This is a genomic window from Streptococcus macacae NCTC 11558 (assembly GCF_000187995.2).
Classification (GTDB): Bacteria; Bacillota; Bacilli; order Lactobacillales; family Streptococcaceae; genus Streptococcus; species Streptococcus macacae.
This window is the reverse complement of record NZ_AEUW02000001.1, coordinates 933,313-952,199: the sequence shown is the minus strand read 5'-3', so window position 1 is coordinate 952,199 and position 18,887 is coordinate 933,313. Positions and strand designations below refer to the sequence as shown.

The following is an 18,887-nucleotide window of genomic DNA, read 5'->3' as shown; positions in this document are numbered from 1 at the left end:
GTGTTTAAGGCCAATTTTTTTCTTTTATTCAGCAGCCTGTTCCCATTTTTTAGCCAAACGGCGGGAGAAGCTTGAAATCGCAAAGTTAATGATGAAATAGATCGCTGCAACTAAGCCATACAAGGTGAAGACTTGACTAGGCTCAAAGTACTGCCCCATTAAGATCTGGCTCTTTCCAAAAAGCTCTTGAAGTGCAATGACAGAGTATAAGAAAGAAGTATCTTTAATGACAGTTACAAACTGAGAGATAATAGCAGGCAGCATTTTTCGAATAGCTTGTGGAAAAATAATATAAATGAAAATCTGAAAGCCTGTAAAACCTTGTGATAAACCAGCCTCTGTTTGGCCAATGTCAATGGCGTTAAGTCCGCCGCGAATAATTTCAGCCAGGGCTGCAGAAGTAAAGACGGTAAAAGCAGTAATACCAGCAGGAGTAGACTTCATTTGAAAAACAAGGAAGATAATGAAAATCCAAAGCAAGTTAGGCACATTGCGCACAAATTCAATATAGATACTTGAGATGAGCCTTAGGAAGATATTTTTCCCATTTCGCATGACCGCAAGAATTGTCCCAAAAATTGTTGATAAAACAATCGAAATAAATGAAATATAAAGCGTTAGCCATAGTCCTTGCAAAAGAAAGTTAAGGTTTGCTGTTGTTAATAATTCCTTCATGACGAGACCTCCTTTTATAGACTATAGGCTTTCTTATTTTTTTCTTCTTTACGGCGAGCCCAGGTTGCCAGAGGGAAACACATAATAAAGTAAAGAAGAGCAGCTCCTGCAAAAGCTGGGACATAATTCGTTGTTTCATAAGCCCATGCTTTAGCCGTAAACATGATATCTGCTCCTGAAATAATAGCTACCGTCGAAGTGTTTTTTATAAGGTTAACCACTTGATTGGTCATAGGGGGCAAAATAGTACGAACAGCCTGAGGGAGGATGATCAAGGACATGGTCTGTTTGTAAGTAAAGCCTTGAGAAAGAGCTGCTTCTGTCTGACCTTTAGGAACAGCTTCAATACCTGAACGAATGACCTCTGCGATATAGGCACCATGATAGATGCCAACACATAAAACAGCTGTCATAAAAGTTGAGATCATAATAGCACCATTTGACAAAATAGCTAGACCATAAAAGACAAATACAAATTGCACAAGCAAAGGAGTATTTTGAAAAATTTCTACATAGATACGGGCAATAGCCTTTAAAATTTTATTTTTGGATGAACTCATAGCTCCAAAAATAAGACCTAAAACAAGTGAAAGAGCCAGCGCACCTGCTGACATTCCCAGAGTGTATAGGAAGCCCTTTGCAAACTCACCGAAATTAGCAAAAAAGGCTGTCCAACGTTCCCATGCAAAAGGACTCGCTGTTAAATAAATCATAAATCTATCTCCTTTTTTAGTTATTTGAACTAGACTTAGCTGGTTTTAAATTATATTTTTTATAAATTTTTTGTAAACTGCCATCTTTTTTCCATTTTTTTAAAAGACCATCTATATAAGCTGTTATTCCACTATTGGACTTTTTAGTAGCAATACCATATTCTTGTGTATTGAAACCTTGACTGAGAATTTTGGTCTTTTTGCTGCGGTAACCCGTTAAAATAGACTTATCAACAGAAAAAGCGCTGATACGATTGGCATAAAGTGAAATGGCTAATTCGGGATAAGATCCCAGCTGAACAAATTTAAATTTCAAATGATGTGCTTTAGCATATTCTTCAATAGACGCTTTTGTTGTTGAGCCTTGAGAAACGCCAATAGTTTTGCCGTCTAAGTCATCAATTGTTGAAAAACCTTTTGATTTACTAACTAAAAAGCCAATTTCATCTGTATAATAAGGTGTTGAAAAACTATAAGTCTTGGTACGCTCTGGTGTAATCGTATAAGTTCCAATAACGATATCAACTTGGCCATTATCCATAACTGCTTCACGTGTTTGAGCAGTCACAGCAGTAAACTCAATTTTGACTCCTAGTGCTTTAGCAATTTTACGAGCTATATCAATTTCCATACCCTCATAATCATTTGTTTTGGAACTATAATAACCAAAGTTAGGAACATCTTGTTTTACGCCGACCTTTAATACACCGGCTTTTTGAATTTTCTTAATTTGCGGAGAGCTTGTATTATCAGCTTTTACCCTAGCTGCCCCTAAAAAACTAACTGATACTAAGAGCAAGGCAGCTAAGCTTATAACAATTTTTTTGATACTCATTGACCTTCTCCTTTTTTATTGATATTAACTTTTTCACTGGAGTGATTGATTATTTTGCTTAGGAACTGCTGAGCACGGGCTTCTTGTGGATTCTCAAAAAAGCCATTGACATCTGTCGTATCTACCAAAATTTCACCGTCAGCCATAAAGATGATACGATCAGCTACTTCACGAGCAAAGCCCATTTCATGAGTGACGACAACCATATTCATACCTTCATAGGCTAGATTTTGCATAACGGCTAAGACGTCTCCGATCGTTTCAGGATCAAGTGCAGAAGTAGGCTCGTCAAAAAGCAGCAATTCAGGCTGCATGGCTAATCCGCGCGCTATTGCAATCCGCTGTTTTTGACCGCCTGATAACATACCAGGATAGGAGTCTTTACGATCCCACATGTTTACGAATGTTAAGTATTTTTCAGCTAAGGCATTGGCTTTGGCTGTTTCCATACCAAGGACTTTGATAGGGGCCAACGTAACATTTTCTAACACAGTTTTGTGAGGGTAGAGGTTGAAGTGTTGAAAAACCATTCCAACTTCTTTTCGGAGCTGCACTAAATCTTTTGCTGTGGCAGATGTTACCTCGTGTCCATTTACTGTAAGGGATCCTGAATCAATTGATTCAAGAGCATTAATTGTCCGGATAAGTGTTGATTTACCTGAACCTGATGGCCCAAGCAGGACAACAACTTGTCCTTTTTCCACTTCTAGATTGATATTGCGAAGAGCGTGATAGTCTCCATAGTATTTTTCAACATTTTTAAAGCTAATAAGTGCCATAGTTTTTCTCCTTGATCATTAGAATTATTGTTAGCTTTTCTAACATAGTCTTTTTCTTTAGAATTCTAGCATATAAATTTTTTCTTGTCAAATATTTTCAGAAAATTCAGTAAGATAACTTTTTATAATATTTGAAACAAACTTGTTGTTTTTCATTTGCTTATGAATCTGTTATAATGAGTGAGGAATTGCTTTAAATGATAAGGTTTGGAGCAAAATAAGAATGAAAAATGCATAGAAGTTTTCTAATAAGTTTCAAATAAATTGAATTGTTTATTTGAAAAATGAGTCACAGTTCAGAAATTGTCTTGTTGGTTAAATTCTATCATTTTGCGAGGTATTATAATGAAGAAGATTTTAATCGTTGATGATGAAAAGCCGATTTCGGATATTATCAAATTCAATCTATCCAAGGAGGGCTACGATACGATTACAGCTTTTGACGGTCGTGAGGCCTTAGCAAAATTTGAAGAGGAGAATCCTGATTTAATCATTCTGGATTTAATGCTGCCAGAGTTAGATGGTCTAGAAGTGGCAAAAGAAATCAGAAAAAGCAGCCATGTCCCTATTATCATGCTGTCTGCTAAAGACAGCGAGTTTGATAAGGTCATCGGCCTTGAAATCGGCGCAGATGACTATGTTACAAAACCTTTTTCAAACCGAGAGTTACTGGCACGTATCAAGGCACATCTTCGCCGTACTGAAAACATTGAAACGGCAGTAGCTGAAGAAAATGCTTCTGGTATACCAGAAATTGTTATTGGTGAGCTGCAGATTTTGCCAGATGCCTTTATAGCGAAAAAGCGCGGTGAAGAAGTGGAGCTAACCCATCGTGAATTTGAATTGCTGCATCATTTAGCGACACATACGGGTCAAGTAATGACTCGGGAGCACTTACTGGAAACCGTTTGGGGTTATGACTATTTTGGAGATGTGCGAACAGTTGATGTCACTGTTAGACGTTTGCGTGAAAAAATTGAAGACACACCGAGCCGTCCGGAGTATATTTTAACAAGACGCGGTGTGGGCTATTATATGAAATCGTATGACTAATATATTTGAATCCACTCCCTTGCTTTTAAGGCTTTTATTAGCAAGTCTTATTATTCTGCTGTTTCTTTACTTTATCTTTTTAAATTATCGTGAATATAAAAACACCAATCAGATTAAATTGTTAAATACTAAAGTGCGTTCTTTGATTACCGGAGAATATACCGATAAACTCGAAATGAAGTCTAATCCTGAACTGTCTGATTTGGTTAGTAACATTAATGATTTGTCTGAAGTTTTCCGTTTGACGCATGAAAATTTAGAACAGGAAAAAAACCGTCTGACAAGTATCTTATCGTATATGACAGACGGTGTTTTGGCTACTGATCGCAGCGGCAAAATCACTATGATTAATGAAACTGCTCAAAAACAACTTAATTTAAGCCGCGAAGAAGCCTTGGAATATAATATTCTTGATATTTTAGAAGATGATAGTTATACTTATAATGATTTAATTACAAAGACCCCAGAGATTACTCTGAATCGCCGCGATGAAAACGATGAGTTTATCACTTTGCGTATTCGTTTTGCTTTAAACCGCCGTGAAAGCGGCTTTATTTCAGGATTGATTGCAGTCCTGCATGATGCAACGGAACAGGAAAAAGAAGAGCGTGAACGTCGTCTCTTTGTTTCCAATGTTAGCCATGAGTTGCGTACGCCGCTGACTTCAGTGAAGTCTTATTTGGAGGCCTTGGATGATGGTGCTTTAACAGAATCTGTCGCGCCAAGCTTTATCAAAGTATCATTAGATGAGACCAATCGTATGATGCGTATGATTTCAGACTTGCTGAGCTTATCTCGCATTGATAATCAAACTTCGCATTTAGATGTAGAGCTGACTAATTTTACAGCTTATATGAATTATATTCTTGATCGATTTGATCAAATCAGTCTGCAGTCTGAAAGCAAAGTGTATGAGATTGTTAGGGATTACTCTGAGGATTCTGTTTGGATTGAGATTGATACGGATAAAATGACACAAGTTATTGATAATATTTTAAATAATGCCATCAAATATTCTCCCGACGGCGGGACAATCACGGTAACTATCCAGACAACAGATACTCAATTAATTCTTTCAATTTCAGATGAAGGTCTTGGAATTCCCAAAAAAGATTTACCGCTTATTTTTGATCGCTTCTACCGTGTTGATAAAGCAAGAAGCAGAGCGCAAGGCGGTACGGGTTTAGGTCTTGCGATAGCTAAAGAAATCGTTAAGCAGCATCATGGTTACATCTGGGCCAGCAGTGATGAAGGGGAAGGATCAACTTTTACAATTGTTCTGCCTTATGAAAATGATAATACAATGGATGAAGAATGGGAGGAAGATGAAGACATATAATGACAGAATCAGGTTTTAAATTTAGTATTCTGGCTTCTGGATCTAGCGGAAATAGTTTTTATCTTGAAACCTCTAAAAAGAAGATTTTAGTAGATGCCGGTCTTTCTGGTAAAAAACTTGCTCAGCTAATGAGCGAAATTGACCGCAGCCTAGCAGATGTGGATGCCCTTTTGGTAACACATGAGCATAAAGATCATATTCATGGAGTCGGAGTTTTGGCACGCAAATATGGTCTGGATATTTATGCCAATGAAGAAACATGGCAGGCTATGGATGGTATGATCGGTCAAATTGACAGCAGTCAAAGACATCTTTTTGAAATGGGGAAGGTCAAAACTTTTGGTGATATTGATATCGAAAGTTTTGGAGTTAGCCATGATGCGGCAGCCCCTCAGTTTTATCGCTTTATGAAAGATGGAAAGAGTTTTGTTATGCTCACTGATACAGGCTATGTGAGTGATCGTATGGCAGGAATTATTGAAAACGCAGATGGCTATTTGATTGAGGCTAATCATGATATCGAAATCTTACGTTCAGGCATTTATCCTTGGCGCCTAAAACAGCGGATCTTGTCGGATAAAGGACATTTATCTAATGATGATGGTGCTGAAACCATGATACGAACTTTGGGTAATAAAACAAAGAAGATTTACTTAGGTCATCTTAGTAAGGAAAATAATGTTAAAGAATTAGCTCACATGACGATGGAAAATAGTTTGCTGCAGGCTGATTTGGGAGTTAATCATGATTTTAAGATTTATGATACCTCACCTGATCAAGCATCGCCTCTGACGACTATTTAAGGAACTTATGTCAGAAGAATTTTTATTATTGCTGATCTGTCTTTAATTGCTTTCAGGAGACTGTTGCTTCTTTTGAGGTTCAACATAAAGTATTTAACGATTCTTTTTTAGACGGTAACAATTTTACCTTCAGAAATAAGCAGCGTCTTATCTAAATTGCTCAGAAAATAGCTGTTCTGAGTAATTTTTGTTATAATAAAACAGTTAGAATAGTGCTAGAAAGGATTTACATGAAAACACTAGAAGATAAATTAGCCAATCAATTTGGTATTGTTTTTGCTGATAAAAAATTGCTGGAAACAGCTTTTACGCATACAAGTTATGCTAATGAACATCGCCTCCTAAACATTTCACATAATGAACGCTTGGAGTTTTTAGGAGACGCGGTTCTTCAGCTGATTATTTCAAGATATTTATTTCTGAAATATCCTCATAAAGCTGAAGGAGAACTCTCGAAAATGCGTTCAATGATTGTTCGTGAAGAGAGCCTTGCAGGTTTTTCAAAGAACTGTGGATTTGATCATTACATTAAATTAGGAAAAGGCGAAGAAAGATCTGGAGGACGCAGCCGAACAACGATTTTGGGAGATTTATTTGAAGCCTTTTTAGGAGCTCTTTTCTTGGATGCAGGTGCTGAGGCCGTTGAAAGCTTTTTAAATCAGATTATGATTCCGCTGGTAGAAGCAGGCGATTATGACCGGGTAATGGATTATAAAACAGCCCTGCAGGAACTGCTGCAGGTTGATGGGGATATTTTGATTGATTATCAAGTGGTGAGTGAAACAGGACCTGCACATGAAAAAAACTTTGAAGTAGCTGTTTCTGCCAATAACGATATTTTAAGTAAAGGCAATGGCAAATCGAAAAAAATAGCTGAGCAAGAAGCTGCAAAGAAAGCTCTTGAAAAACTTCAGCGAGGTTCTTAATGTTTTTAAAAGAAATTGAAATGCAAGGCTTTAAGTCTTTTGCTGATAAAACAAAGATTGAATTTGACAGAGGGGTTACTGCAGTCGTTGGGCCAAATGGCTCTGGTAAAAGCAATATTACAGAGAGTCTGCGCTGGGCTTTGGGAGAGTCAAGCGCCAAGAGCCTGCGCGGTGGGAAAATGCCTGATGTTATTTTTGCTGGAACAGAAAAACGCAATCCTTTAAATTTTGCACAGGTCACAGTTGTCTTGGACAATAGTGATGGCTTTATTAAAGATGCTTCAAAAGAGCTTCGTGTGGAGCGTCATATTTATCGTAATGGTGACAGTGATTACCTTATTGATGGGAAAAAAGTCCGCCTGCGTGATATCCATGATTTGTTTATGGATACTGGTTTGGGGCGTGATTCCTTCTCTATTATCTCTCAAGGGCGGGTTGAAGAAATTTTTAATAGTAAGCCTGAGGAACGCCGTGCTATTTTTGAGGAAGCAGCAGGAGTCTTAAAATATAAGACTCGCAAAAAGGAAACAGAGTCTAAACTCAGCCAAACCCAAGACAATCTTGAGCGTTTGGAGGATATCATCCACGAATTAGAAACACAGATAAAACCCTTGAAACGGCAGGCTGAAACAGCTAAGGAATTTTTAGTTTTAGATACTGAGCGAAAAGAACGCCATTTGGACTTGCTGGTTTATCAGATTATCCGTTATAAAAAACAGCTGGAGGATAGCCAGACGGATTTAGAAGCTGTTAAAAAAGATTTAGAAACTTATTATCAAGAGCGTGATTCTTTAGAAAGTAAAAATCAAGCCTTAAAAGAAAAACGCCACCGTCTGTCCAGACAGATTGACCAAATACAGGCAGACTTGCTTGAAATGACACGCTTGATAAGTGATTATGAGCGGCAAATTGAATTAATTAAGCTTGAGTCTACGCAAAAAAAAGAAAAAAAGCAGACGACAGAGGAAAATCTCAAGCAATTAGCAGCAGAAAAGACCGCTTTAAAAGAGCAATTGACTGAAAAAAGAGCTGTTTTAAAGCAATTAGCGAAAGACCTTGAGCATAAAAATTCAGCTATTCAAAATCTAGAAAAAGAACTTTCACGATTCGCTTCTGACCCAGATCATCTCATTGAGAATTTACGGGAAGAGTTTGTAGGCTTGATGCAAAAAGAGGCGGATACTTCCAATAAATTAACCGCTTTGACAGCGGAAATTGAAAGCCAAAAGCAAGAGTCAGAAAATAAATCGACTGAATTAGGCCGCTTAAAGAAAGATTTACAGGAAGCAAAAGAGCAAAAGCAAGCAGAATCTCAGCAGTTAACCGCTGCAAAGGATAAGGTTCAGACTTTATTAGCCTCTTATCAGGATCTGGCTCAGGATATTAAACGAGCAGAGTCAGCCTATCATCAAAAACAAGATCTCATGTTTAAACAGTTAGATGCGCTAAAAGAAAAACGTGCCCGACAGCATAGTTTAGAGTCCATTATGAAAAGTCACAGCAACTTTTTTGCTGGAGTCAGAGCTGTCTTACAGCAGTCTGATAAAATACCAGGGATTATCGGTGCTGTTAGTGAACACCTTACTTTTGATCAAAAATATCAGACAGCCATTGAAACTGCTCTAGGCGGCAGCAGTCAAAATATTATTGTAGAAGATGAAACAGCTGCTAAACGCTCAATTGCTTTTCTAAAGCAAAACCGTCAAGGCAGAGCAACTTTTTTGCCTTTAACCACTATAAAACCACGGCAGCTATCAGCTCATCATTTTTCTAATTTAAGTTCTTGTCCAGGTTTTCTTGGGTTAGCAAGCAATTTGATTGATTTTGAGCCAAGACTGTCCCATATTTTTGAGAATTTGCTGGGAGTGACAGCTGTATTTGAGACAGTAGATCAGGCCAATGAGGCTGCTAGACAGCTTCGCTATCAAGTAAGATTGGTGACGCTTGATGGAACTGAAATCAGACCGGGCGGTTCTTTTTCAGGAGGAGCCAACCGTCAAAACAATACAGCTTTTATCAAACCTGAATTAGAGCATTTGAAAAAAGATATAGCTCTTTTAGAAGCAGAGCAGCTCAAGCAGGAAAAGACTGTTGGTGAATTACAGCTGGAATTAAAGCAAAAAAAGAAGCGCCTTTCAGATTTAAAAGAAGAAGGTGAACAGGCAAGATTAGCTCTGCAAAAAGTAGAATTTGAATATCAGCAGCTGACAGACCATTTAGAGAAGTTGCAGCTTTTGTATCAGCAGCTGGACAAGACTGATGATCAAGCGACTGTTTATGATCTAGAAAAAGAAAAAGCAGGTTTAGAGCAGATCTTGCAGGAACTTACTAAAAATAAGGAAGAACTTAATCTTCAAATGACGCAAATCAAGGAAGATAAGTCTCTTATTCAAGAAAAGACAAACAGCTTAAATCAGAACTTGGCACAGCTCCGTCTTTCTGAACGTGATCTAAGCAATACACAACAATTTGAGCAAACAAATACCAGGCGTTTAGAAGATGATCTTTCTCGTTTGGAAAAAGAGGAAGAACAAATGTTAACTCTCTTATCCAGTCAGGAGGAAGACTTAGATGAAAGCCGTCTGCCTTCTTTAAAGCAGTATTTGTCTGAAAGTCAAACTAAAAAGGCTGAAAATGAAGAAGCTTTAGTACGCTATCGCTTTGATCTGGAGGATTGCGAGGCTCAGCTGGAGGAAGTTGAAAGCAGTCTTATAAAAGCGAATCAGCAAAATGAGACACTTATCCGTCAGCAAACCAAGTTTGAGGCAGAAATAGATAATATTTCAGATAAGTTGCGCAGTTTTGCAGCTGATTTGACTGGAGAATATCAGTTGAGCTTAGATGAAGCGAAAAAGCAAGTGCAAGCTATCGAAAACGCAGAAGCAGCTCAAACTTATCTCAAACAGCTTGAAACTAAAATTAAGAAACTTGGTCCCATTAATGTCGATGCTATCAGCCAATATGATGAAGTATCTGAACGTTTGGCCTTCTTAAACGGTCAGAAAAATGATCTGGTAGATGCTAAGAATCTCCTTTTAAAGACTATTCATGATATGGATGATGAAGTTAAGGCACGTTTTAAGACAACCTTTGTAGCGATACGGGAAAGTTTTCAAACGACCTTTACTCAAATGTTTGGCGGCGGTCGTGCTGACTTATTTTTAACAGAAAACGATCTGCTCTCAGCAGGTATTGATATTTCGGTACAGCCCCCAGGCAAGAAAATCCAGTCCCTTAATCTAATGTCAGGAGGCGAAAAAGCTCTTTCTGCTTTAGCCTTGCTGTTTGCTATTATTCGTGTAAAGACTATTCCATTTGTTATTTTAGATGAAGTAGAAGCGGCTTTAGATGAGGCCAATGTTAAACGATTTGGTGATTATCTCAATCGTTTTGATAAATCCAGCCAGTTCATTGTTGTTACTCACCGAAAAGGGACGATGTCTGCTGCAGATAGTATCTATGGAGTAACGATGCAGGAGTCTGGGGTCTCTAAAATAGTATCCGTGAAACTAAAAGAAATTGAAAAAGTTTCCTAAATAGAGTACTGAAGAAAAGGAGATAGACCAATGTACATTTCAGTTCCAATGTCTCAAGTACAAGATGAAATAAAAGCGCAAAAGTTGGATCTGATTGACGTTCGAGAAGCGGATGAATTTAAGCAAGGACATGTGCCTAGTGCGCAAAATCTACCGCTGAGCCAGCTTATTGAAAGATCAAAAGAGCTGGATACCGAAAAGACCTATTATATTATGTGTCAAATGGGAGGCCGTTCAGCATCTGCCTGTGATTTTTTAGACGATCAAGGATTTAAGGTGGTAAATATTGAAGATGGCTTTGCAGCTTGGAGAGGTGACTGAAAAACTTAGCTATTGTGAAAGTTTTTAAAATTTGATAAAATAATAACAATTGAATAGAGGTCTATTGAGACTAGTAACTTTATGGCAATTGAACAGAGAATGCAGGCCATGGCTGGAAGCCTGCTGAATGAAAGTTTAGTGAATTCACTCAAGAAAGGACTGGAAAATTAAGTTTCAGCTCTAACAGCTGAAAGAAAACGGATGGTACCGCGTGTCAACGCTCCGCTTGTGAGTGTGAGACGCGTTTTTTCATGTTTAGGAGGAATTATGGCGACTATTGAGGAAAAATTGCAGACCTTGCGTGAAGAAACTTTAGCAAAATTAAAAACTATTAAATATGAAAACGCTAAAGAAATGCAGGATTTGCGTGTTTCTGTCTTAGGTAAAAAAGGTGTTTTGACAGAAATTCTTAAGGGAATGAAAGATGTTTCAGCTGAGATGCGGCCTATCATCGGAAAGCATGTCAATGAAGCCCGTGATGTTCTTAACCAAGCTTTTGAAGAAGCAGCAGCTCTTTTAGAGGAGCAAAAAGTAGCTGCACAATTAGAAAAAGAGACCGTTGATGTGACCCTTCCGGGCCGCAGAATTCCATTTGGAAATCGGCATGTTATCAGTCAGATCAGAGAAGAAATTGAAGATATTTTTATCGGTATGGGCTATCAGGTTGTAGATGGTTTGGAAGTAGAAAGCGATTATTATAACTTTGAAAGGATGAATTTACCCAAGGATCATCCAGCACGTGATATGCAGGACACATTCTATATCTCTGAAGAGATCCTTTTGCGTACTCATACGAGTCCAGTTCAGGCCCGCACAATGGATGCACATGATTTTTCCAAGGGACCTTTAAAAATGATCTCGCCAGGGCGTGTTTTTCGTCGGGATACAGATGATGCAACTCATTCCCATCAATTTCATCAGATAGAAGGGCTTGTTGTAGGAAAAAACATTTCTATGGCTGATCTGCAAGGCACGCTGCAGCTTATTGTTCAAAAAATGTTTGGGAAAGATCGCGTCATCCGGCTGCGTCCTAGTTATTTTCCTTTTACGGAGCCATCCGTAGAAGTAGATGTTTCTTGTTTTAAATGCGGCGGTCAAGGCTGCAATGTTTGTAAGCAAACTGGCTGGATTGAAATCATGGGTGCAGGGATGGTGCATCCGCAAGTACTTGAAATGAGCGGTGTTGATTCTAAGAAATATTCAGGCTTTGCTTTTGGACTTGGTCAGGAACGCGTAGCTATGCTCCGTTACGGCATCAATGATATTCGTGGTTTCTATCAAGGAGACATGCGTTTTGCAGAACAGTTTAAATAAGACGTTTACATTTCTATGATTATTAAAGTAAAAGACGATAAACTGTCTATATTGGCAGCACTAGCTAAAAAGACTTTCCAGGAAACGTTTGCTCATGATAACAGCAAGGAACAGTTAGAACAGTTTTTTAATCAAACCTATCATTTATCAGCATTGCAGGCTGAAATGTTCACTAAAGAGTCAGAGACTTATTTTATAAAAGATAATGATAAAGAAGTTGGCTTTTTAAAGATAAATTGGGGCAGGGCTCAGACTGAGCAGAAATTAGAACAGGCATTGGAAATTCAGCGCCTTTATGTACTAAAGGAATACCAAGGGCTGGGTTTGGGTAAGAAACTGTTTGAATTTGCTTTAACACAAGCTAAAAAGCGGCATTTTAATTGGGTCTGGCTGGGAGTTTGGGAAAGAAATACCAAAGCTCAAGCTTTTTATCAGCATTATGGTTTTGAGAAATTTGGAGAACACCCTTTTTTTGTCGGAGATAAGATGGATATTGATTGGTTGATGAGAAAAAAGGTGCAGTAAAGCAATAAGAAAGAAAGGAATAAATAAGACTTAAAAAAGTTTGGATAGTAAAGAGATATCATGTGAGCAGAATAAAAGCAGCAGCTTTATGGGTCTGGTCTATATCTGCTTTTGATTTTTTAATTCTCTTTTATTTAGCTGCTTATGGAGTCTTTAGAGTTTCATTATGTTAGTAAGTTATAAATGGTTAAAAAAATTAGTTGCTGTTGATGTCCCTAGCAAAGAATTAGCTGAGAAGATGTCAACAACAGGTATTGAAGTTGAAGGAGTAAGCTCACCAGCAGAAGGTTTATCAAAACTGGTAGTTGGTGAAGTACTAACTTGTGAACAAGTCCCTGATACCCATCTTCATGTCTGTCAAGTCAATGTCGGAGAAAAAGAAGCTCGCCAAATTGTTTGCGGTGCTCCTAATATCCGTGCTGGTATTAAAGTTATAGTAGCCTTGCCTGGTGCACGGATTGCTGATAACTATAAGATTAAAAAAGGGAAAATCCGCGGATTAGAATCTCTTGGCATGATTTGTTCGCTTGCAGAATTAGGCATCTCTGATTCAGTCATTCCTAAGGAATTTTCTGATGGTATTCAAGTCTTGCCTGAAGATGCAGAAGTTGGTCAGGCAGTATTTCCTTATCTTGATTTGGACGATGAGATTATTGAACTTTCGATTACTCCCAATCGTGCAGATGCACTGTCCATGAGAGGCGTAGCTTATGAGGTTGCAGCTATTTATGATAAAGCCGTTACTTTTAAAGATTTTCCGCTGACAGAAAGTGAACAGCCTGCAGCAGATAAGATTTCGGCAGCGATTGAAAGTGATAAGGCGGATTTTTATGCTGTTCGCATTCTAGATAATGTAAAGATTGCACCTAGTCCTCAGTGGCTGCAAAATCTCTTAATGAATGAGGGGATCCGCCCGATTAACAATGTCGTTGATGTGACTAATTATGTCCTGCTTTACTTTGGCCAGCCTATGCATGCCTTTGATTTAGATAAATTTGAGTCTGATAGGATAGTTGTCCGTGAAGCGCGTGCGGGTGAGACATTAGTAACGCTGGATGGTGAAGAAAGAAAATTAGAGCCAGCTGATTTGGTTATTACTGTGGCAGATAAACCGGTTGCTTTGGCAGGAATTATGGGTGGAGCAGACACAGAAATCTCTGATAGCTCCACTCGTATCGTTTTGGAAGGAGCTGTTTTTGATGGGAAAGCGATTCGCAAAACAAGCAGCCGCCTGGGGCTTCGTTCAGAATCATCTTCTCGTTTTGAAAAAGGAATTAATCTTGCTACTGTAACGAAAGCTTTAGATACTGCTGCTAGTATGATTGCTGATCTTGCCGGTGCAACTGTCTATGCCGGACTTGTTTCAGCTGGCAGTCTTAAGGAGGCAGAGACTCAGGTTTCAACAAGCCTAGCTGATGTTAATCGTGTTTTGGGGACAGATCTTAGCTATGGCGATATTGAAGAGATTTTCCGGCGTTTGGGATTTGATCTGACCGGCAATGCTGAGCAGTTTACAGTTAGTGTACCTGCACGGCGTTGGGATATTTCTATTCCAGCTGACCTTTTTGAAGAAATTGCCCGTATTTATGGTTACGACCGCCTGCCTGCTTCTTTACCGCAAGATGCTGGAACAGCAGGAGAGCTGACAGCTACTCAAAAACTAGGCCGCAAACTTCGGACAATTGCTGAAGGACTTGGTCTGACAGAAATAATGTCTTATACACTTACGACTCCTGAAAAGGCAGCAGAGTTTGCGCTTGAGCCTTCCCATTTGACAGAATTGATGTGGCCGATGAGCATTGAACGCAGTGTTCTTCGGCAGAACATGGTTTCAGGAATGCTAGATGCTATCAGCTATAATGTGGCTCGCAAGAATAAAGATCTGGCTCTTTATGAGATTGGAAAAGTTTTTCAGCAGACCGGCAATCCTAAAAGCGACCTGCCTAATGAAATCAATAGTTTAGCCTTTGCTTTAACTGGGCTGATTCAAGAAAAAGATTTTCAAACGCAGGCGGTTCCTGTTGATTTCTTTTATGCAAAAGGTATAGTAGAAGCCATTTTTGACCGTTTAGACTTAGCAGTGGAGTATACTGCCAGCAGCCAACTAAAGAGTATGCATCCAGGCCGTACAGCTCTTATATCTTTAGATGGCCAGCTTATTGGCTATGTGGGTCAGGTTCATCCCTCAACAGCCAAAGCTTATGATATTCCAGAAACTTATGTGGCAGAGCTTGATCTTTCAGCTATAGAAGCGCTTTTATCAGAAGATCATCCCTTTACTGAAATTACCAAATTCCCAGCGGTAAGCCGCGATATAGCTTTGCTTTTGAGCAGTCAAATCAGCCACAAAGAAGTTGTTGCGGCCATAAAGGCTGCAGGTGTGAAACGATTAACTCAGATTAAGCTCTTTGATATTTTCTCAGGTGATAAATTAGGTAAGGGCGTCAAATCAATGGCCTATACCTTAACCTTCCAAAACCCACAGGAGACACTTTCGGATGAAGAAGTGGCTCGTTATATGACAAAAATTGAGAAAACTCTGATTGAAAAAGTCGGAGCAGAAATCCGATGATTTCCTTACTCCCAGTTTTTTGGGCTAATTTCTGGACACTTCAATTCAGAAATCAGTTAAAAATCTGGGGTTTTTTAAGTGGTTAATGAAGAGAGTTATTATTTTTGCTCTCATTGGATTTATGTTAAAATAGGCTTATTTAGATGGTCTATTTTATGTGAAATTTTTGCTTGACTTGGAGTTTACTCTAAGTTTTATAATGCAAATAGTAAATGTTAGTAAAAAAGGAGAATTAAAAATGAAATCAGCAGTATTTTTAAAACCCGGTCAAGTAGCCGTTGAAGAAATCGAAAAACCAAGTCTTATCGCAGCAGATGATGCTGTGATTCGTGTCGTTCGCTCTTGTGTCTGCGGCTCTGATCTTTGGGCTTATCGAGGCATTGGTGAAAAAGAAGAGCATTCGGAAAATTCTGGCCATGAGGTTATCGGAATTATTGAAGAAGTAGGGAGTGATATCAGCACAGTGAAAAAGGGAGACTTTGTCATTGCGCCTTTTACTCATGGCTGTGGCCACTGCGCTGCTTGCCGTGCGGGTTATGAAGGGGGCTGTCAGTCCCATGGTATGGAGACAAACTTCAGTGGCGGCTATCAAGCAGAGTATGTCCGCTATACCCATGCTGATTGGGCTTTGGTTAAAATTCCTGGACAGCCAAGTGACTATAGCCAAGCAATGTTAGCTTCTTTCTTGGCCTTGGCAGATGTTATGCCAACAGGCTACCATGCTGCTCGTGTGGCTAATGTAGAGAAAGGGGATACTGTTGTTGTCGTTGGGGACGGTGCAGTTGGACTTTGCGCTGTTATTGCGGCTAAACTTCGCGGTGCTAAACGTATTATTATCATGAGCCGTCATGAAGATCGCCAAAAATTAGCGCTTGAATTTGGAGCAACAGATATCGTGGCAGAGCGAGGAGAAGAAGGGATTGCTAAGGTACTCAAATTGACCAATGGTGAAGGTGCTGATGCTGTTCTTGAATGTGTCGGTACTCAGCTGTCAACTGAAACTGCTATCGCTCTTGCTCGTCCGGGTGCTGTTGTCGGCCGCGTTGGGGTTCCTCATACTAAGGATATCAATATTGGAGATTATTTTATGCGCAATATTGTTTTTGCTGGCGGACCGGCTTCTGTAACAACTTATGATAAGGATGTCCTCTTAAAAGCTGTTTTAGATGGTGTTATTAATCCAGGTAAAGTCTTTACAAAAACATATTCTTTAGATGATATTGATCAAGCCTATAAGGATATGGACGAACGTCAAACCATTAAGTCTATGATTGTACTGGATTAAAGGCTTTGCGGCTATTTAGACTTCTTTCATTTCTAGGTTAAAGCATTAGCTGTTATCATCTAACTTAAATGCTTTATCACTATTTAAGCTAAGTTTTCTGTTCCATGAGGCTAAAATCTGCCTCGTGGAACAGAAAACTTTTTTTGTGCCTTATAAGGGCAGCCAGTGAGATCGGCCTGAAATCTGTTTTTTAGAAAAATCTAAAAATGTTGAGTAAAGCTTGAAAAATACTTCCTAAATCAGTACAATAAAAAGGCAGTTTCTATAACGATCAGATCAAAACGATTAGGTTAAAGAGAAAGATAAAAGTTAAAAAGGAGAAGATCTATGTCAATCTTAGTACTTGGAGGTGCTGGTTATATTGGTTCTCATATGGTTGATTATTTACTTGAAAAGACAGAAGAAAAGGTTGTCGTTGTTGATAATTTAGCTACTGGACATCGTGCGGCTGTTCATTCAGGTGCTAAGTTTTATAAAGGTGATTTAGCTGATCAAGATTTTATGCGCCATGTTTTTGCTGATCATCCTGATATAGATGCAGTTATCCACTTTGCTGCCTATTCTTTGGTAGCAGAATCTATGGCAGAACCGCTGAAATACTTTGATAATAATACGACCGGTATGATTAAACTGCTTGAAGTCATGAACGAAGCTAAGATTAAGCATATCGTCTTTTCCTCTACCGCCGCAACTTACGGGATGCCTAAGGAAATGCCTATTGAAGAAAGCACACCCCAGCATCCCATTAATCCCTATGGGGAAAGCAAACTGATGATGGAAACGATCATGAGATGGTCTGATCAAGCTTACGGGATTAAGTTTGTACCGCTGCGCTATTTTAATGTGGCTGGTGCTAAGCCAGACGGCTCCATCGGAGAAGCTCACAGTCCGGAGACGCACTTGCTTCCGCTTGTTTTGCAGGTTGCTCAAGGGCTTCGTGATAAGATCATGATTTTTGGAAATGATTACAATACTTTTGATGGCACTAATGTTCGGGATTATGTTCATCCGTTTGATTTAGCTGCTGCACATTTGCTTGCTCTTCAATACTTGCGAGAGGGGAATGATTCGACAGCTTTTAATCTAGGCTCTTCTACAGGATTTTCAAACTTGCAGATTCTAGAAGCTGCTCGCAAAGTTACAGGAAAGCCGATCCCTGCTGACTTGGCTGATCGCCGTCCGGGAGATCCCGATATTCTCATTGCTAGCTCTGAAAAAGCTCGTCGGCTCTTGGGCTGGCAGCCTCAGTTTGATGATATTGAAAAAATTATTGCTTCTGCTTGGGCTTGGCACTCCAGTCACCCAAAGGGGTATGACTGATATTTTGTGCTTGGACAAATTGCATTTATATTACAAGGCTTTTGGGCTTTGCAAGTACTATTAACATTGTCGTTTGATGATAAAGTCAAGGGAAGGCTTCTCTTTTGGTTCTGCTTGACAAATAGTGCCCAAACTTGTTAGAATAAAAAAGTTTTAAGAAGGAGTTTATGAAAAAGTTTAAACGATCGTTAATGGTGCTTGTCGGACTAGTATTTGCTCTTGTCTTGACAGGCTGTTCTCAAAGTGCTATGAATGGCACTTATTATTACTATGAAGACAACCAAGATGGCACCTATACTTTATATAAAGAGTATTATGTCAAAATATCGGGTAAAGATTATACAGCTGTCACTAATGACAAAATGTCTGGTAAAGTGGATTATAATAACCATACATTTGTTTCGGATAAAAAGTCTGGCGAAAAAGCCTCTTACAGTTATGATGATAAAACAGGTGTTCTAAAAGTGAAGACAAATGATACGACAACCTCATTTGTCAAAGAAGGAACTGATAAATATAAAACGATTGCGAAAAAGTCCCAATAATCTTAAAAAGCCCTATTAATGATGATAGGGCTTTTTCTGTCTTGTAAAAGGGTATGGTAAAGCAGGAACTAAGCTATAAGCGGGCGTCCTAAGTAAGGTTTTTAAAGGAACGCATTTTAAGCATACTGCTTCTGTGCTAGTCATTGCTGCACAGGCTATCATCTGGTTTTTGCAGGCCTTTTTCTTTATTTTGGTAGAGAGATGATAAGGGCTTATCATTGCTGATCTGGCGATGATTTAGTTTTGGGTAGGATCAAATTAAAATAGTGCCTAGCAGATGACAAGAAAGCTAAATTATTAGATAATAGAGTTAGACCAAATGATGTACTTAGAGTTTGATAGCACT

General features: G+C 38.9%; 16 protein-coding genes. 12 read left to right on the top strand and 4 right to left on the bottom strand.

The window, feature by feature from the left end:
- Nucleotides 1-24 precede the first annotated feature (24 nt).
- From STRMA_RS04505 to STRMA_RS04490, 4 genes are read right to left on the bottom strand one after another with little or no spacing between them, the layout of a single operon-like run.
- A complete protein-coding gene (locus tag STRMA_RS04505; protein WP_003078567.1) occupies nt 25-675 on the bottom strand; it encodes an amino acid ABC transporter permease in 651 nt (216 codons plus the stop codon).
- 14 nt (nt 676-689) lie between these two features.
- Nucleotides 690-1,388 (bottom strand): amino acid ABC transporter permease, encoded by a 699-nt coding sequence (locus STRMA_RS04500; RefSeq protein ID WP_003081514.1) that lies wholly within the window; start codon nt 1,386-1,388, stop codon nt 690-692.
- A 16-nt stretch (nt 1,389-1,404) separates the two neighbouring features.
- On the bottom strand, nt 1,405-2,223 hold the full coding sequence (locus tag STRMA_RS04495) for a transporter substrate-binding domain-containing protein (protein WP_003079127.1): 819 nt from the start codon (nt 2,221-2,223) through the stop codon (nt 1,405-1,407).
- Complete coding sequence (locus tag STRMA_RS04490) at nt 2,220-3,002, bottom strand: amino acid ABC transporter ATP-binding protein (RefSeq protein WP_003078979.1); 783 nt, start codon at nt 3,000-3,002, stop codon at nt 2,220-2,222. The genes STRMA_RS04495 and STRMA_RS04490 overlap by 4 nt, the downstream gene beginning before the upstream one ends.
- Before the next feature lie 345 nt (nt 3,003-3,347).
- Between STRMA_RS04490 and yycF the strand changes: the two genes are divergently transcribed.
- The 12 genes from yycF (at nt 3,348) to STRMA_RS04430 (ending at nt 18,541) form a co-directional block, all read left to right on the top strand.
- Complete coding sequence (gene yycF, locus STRMA_RS04485; RefSeq protein WP_003079776.1) at nt 3,348-4,055, top strand: response regulator YycF; 708 nt, start codon at nt 3,348-3,350, stop codon at nt 4,053-4,055.
- Nucleotides 4,048-5,394 carry a cell wall metabolism sensor histidine kinase VicK gene (gene vicK / locus STRMA_RS04480; protein WP_003081620.1) on the top strand — a complete coding sequence of 449 codons (1,347 nt, stop codon included), beginning with the start codon at nt 4,048-4,050 and terminating at the stop codon, nt 5,392-5,394. The genes yycF and vicK overlap by 8 nt, the downstream gene beginning before the upstream one ends.
- Nucleotides 5,394-6,197, top strand: coding sequence for an MBL fold metallo-hydrolase (locus tag STRMA_RS04475; RefSeq protein WP_003080272.1), 804 nt, complete (start codon nt 5,394-5,396; stop codon nt 6,195-6,197). Before vicK ends, STRMA_RS04475 begins: the two co-directional genes overlap by 1 nt.
- A 230-nt stretch (nt 6,198-6,427) precedes the next feature.
- Nucleotides 6,428-7,123 carry a ribonuclease III gene (rnc, locus tag STRMA_RS04470; RefSeq protein WP_003080395.1) on the top strand — a complete coding sequence of 232 codons (696 nt, stop codon included), beginning with the start codon at nt 6,428-6,430 and terminating at the stop codon, nt 7,121-7,123.
- Nucleotides 7,123-10,659 carry a chromosome segregation protein SMC gene (gene smc, locus STRMA_RS04465; RefSeq protein WP_003082193.1) on the top strand — a complete coding sequence of 1,179 codons (3,537 nt, stop codon included), beginning with the start codon at nt 7,123-7,125 and terminating at the stop codon, nt 10,657-10,659. The genes rnc and smc overlap by 1 nt, the downstream gene beginning before the upstream one ends.
- Nucleotides 10,660-10,689: 30 nt before the next feature.
- Complete coding sequence (locus STRMA_RS04460) at nt 10,690-10,980, top strand: rhodanese-like domain-containing protein (protein WP_003078814.1); 291 nt, start codon at nt 10,690-10,692, stop codon at nt 10,978-10,980.
- A gap of 267 nt (nt 10,981-11,247) precedes the next feature.
- Nucleotides 11,248-12,294, top strand: a complete 1,047-nt coding sequence (pheS, locus tag STRMA_RS04455; protein WP_003078799.1) for a phenylalanine--tRNA ligase subunit alpha — start codon at nt 11,248-11,250, stop codon at nt 12,292-12,294.
- Nucleotides 12,295-12,309: 15 nt separating this feature from the next.
- On the top strand, nt 12,310-12,819 hold the full coding sequence (locus tag STRMA_RS04450; protein ID WP_003081495.1) for a GNAT family N-acetyltransferase: 510 nt from the start codon (nt 12,310-12,312) through the stop codon (nt 12,817-12,819).
- A 166-nt stretch (nt 12,820-12,985) separates the two neighbouring features.
- Nucleotides 12,986-15,391 (top strand): phenylalanine--tRNA ligase subunit beta, encoded by a 2,406-nt coding sequence (gene pheT / locus STRMA_RS04445; protein ID WP_003079113.1) that lies wholly within the window; start codon nt 12,986-12,988, stop codon nt 15,389-15,391.
- A gap of 238 nt (nt 15,392-15,629) precedes the next feature.
- Complete coding sequence (locus STRMA_RS04440) at nt 15,630-16,676, top strand: zinc-dependent alcohol dehydrogenase family protein (RefSeq protein ID WP_003079888.1); 1,047 nt, start codon at nt 15,630-15,632, stop codon at nt 16,674-16,676.
- 327 nt (nt 16,677-17,003) lie between these two features.
- Complete coding sequence (gene galE, locus STRMA_RS04435) at nt 17,004-17,996, top strand: UDP-glucose 4-epimerase GalE (protein ID WP_003079976.1); 993 nt, start codon at nt 17,004-17,006, stop codon at nt 17,994-17,996.
- 167 nt (nt 17,997-18,163) lie between these two features.
- Nucleotides 18,164-18,541, top strand: a complete 378-nt coding sequence (locus STRMA_RS04430; RefSeq protein WP_003081830.1) for a hypothetical protein — start codon at nt 18,164-18,166, stop codon at nt 18,539-18,541.
- Nucleotides 18,542-18,887 lie beyond the last annotated feature (346 nt).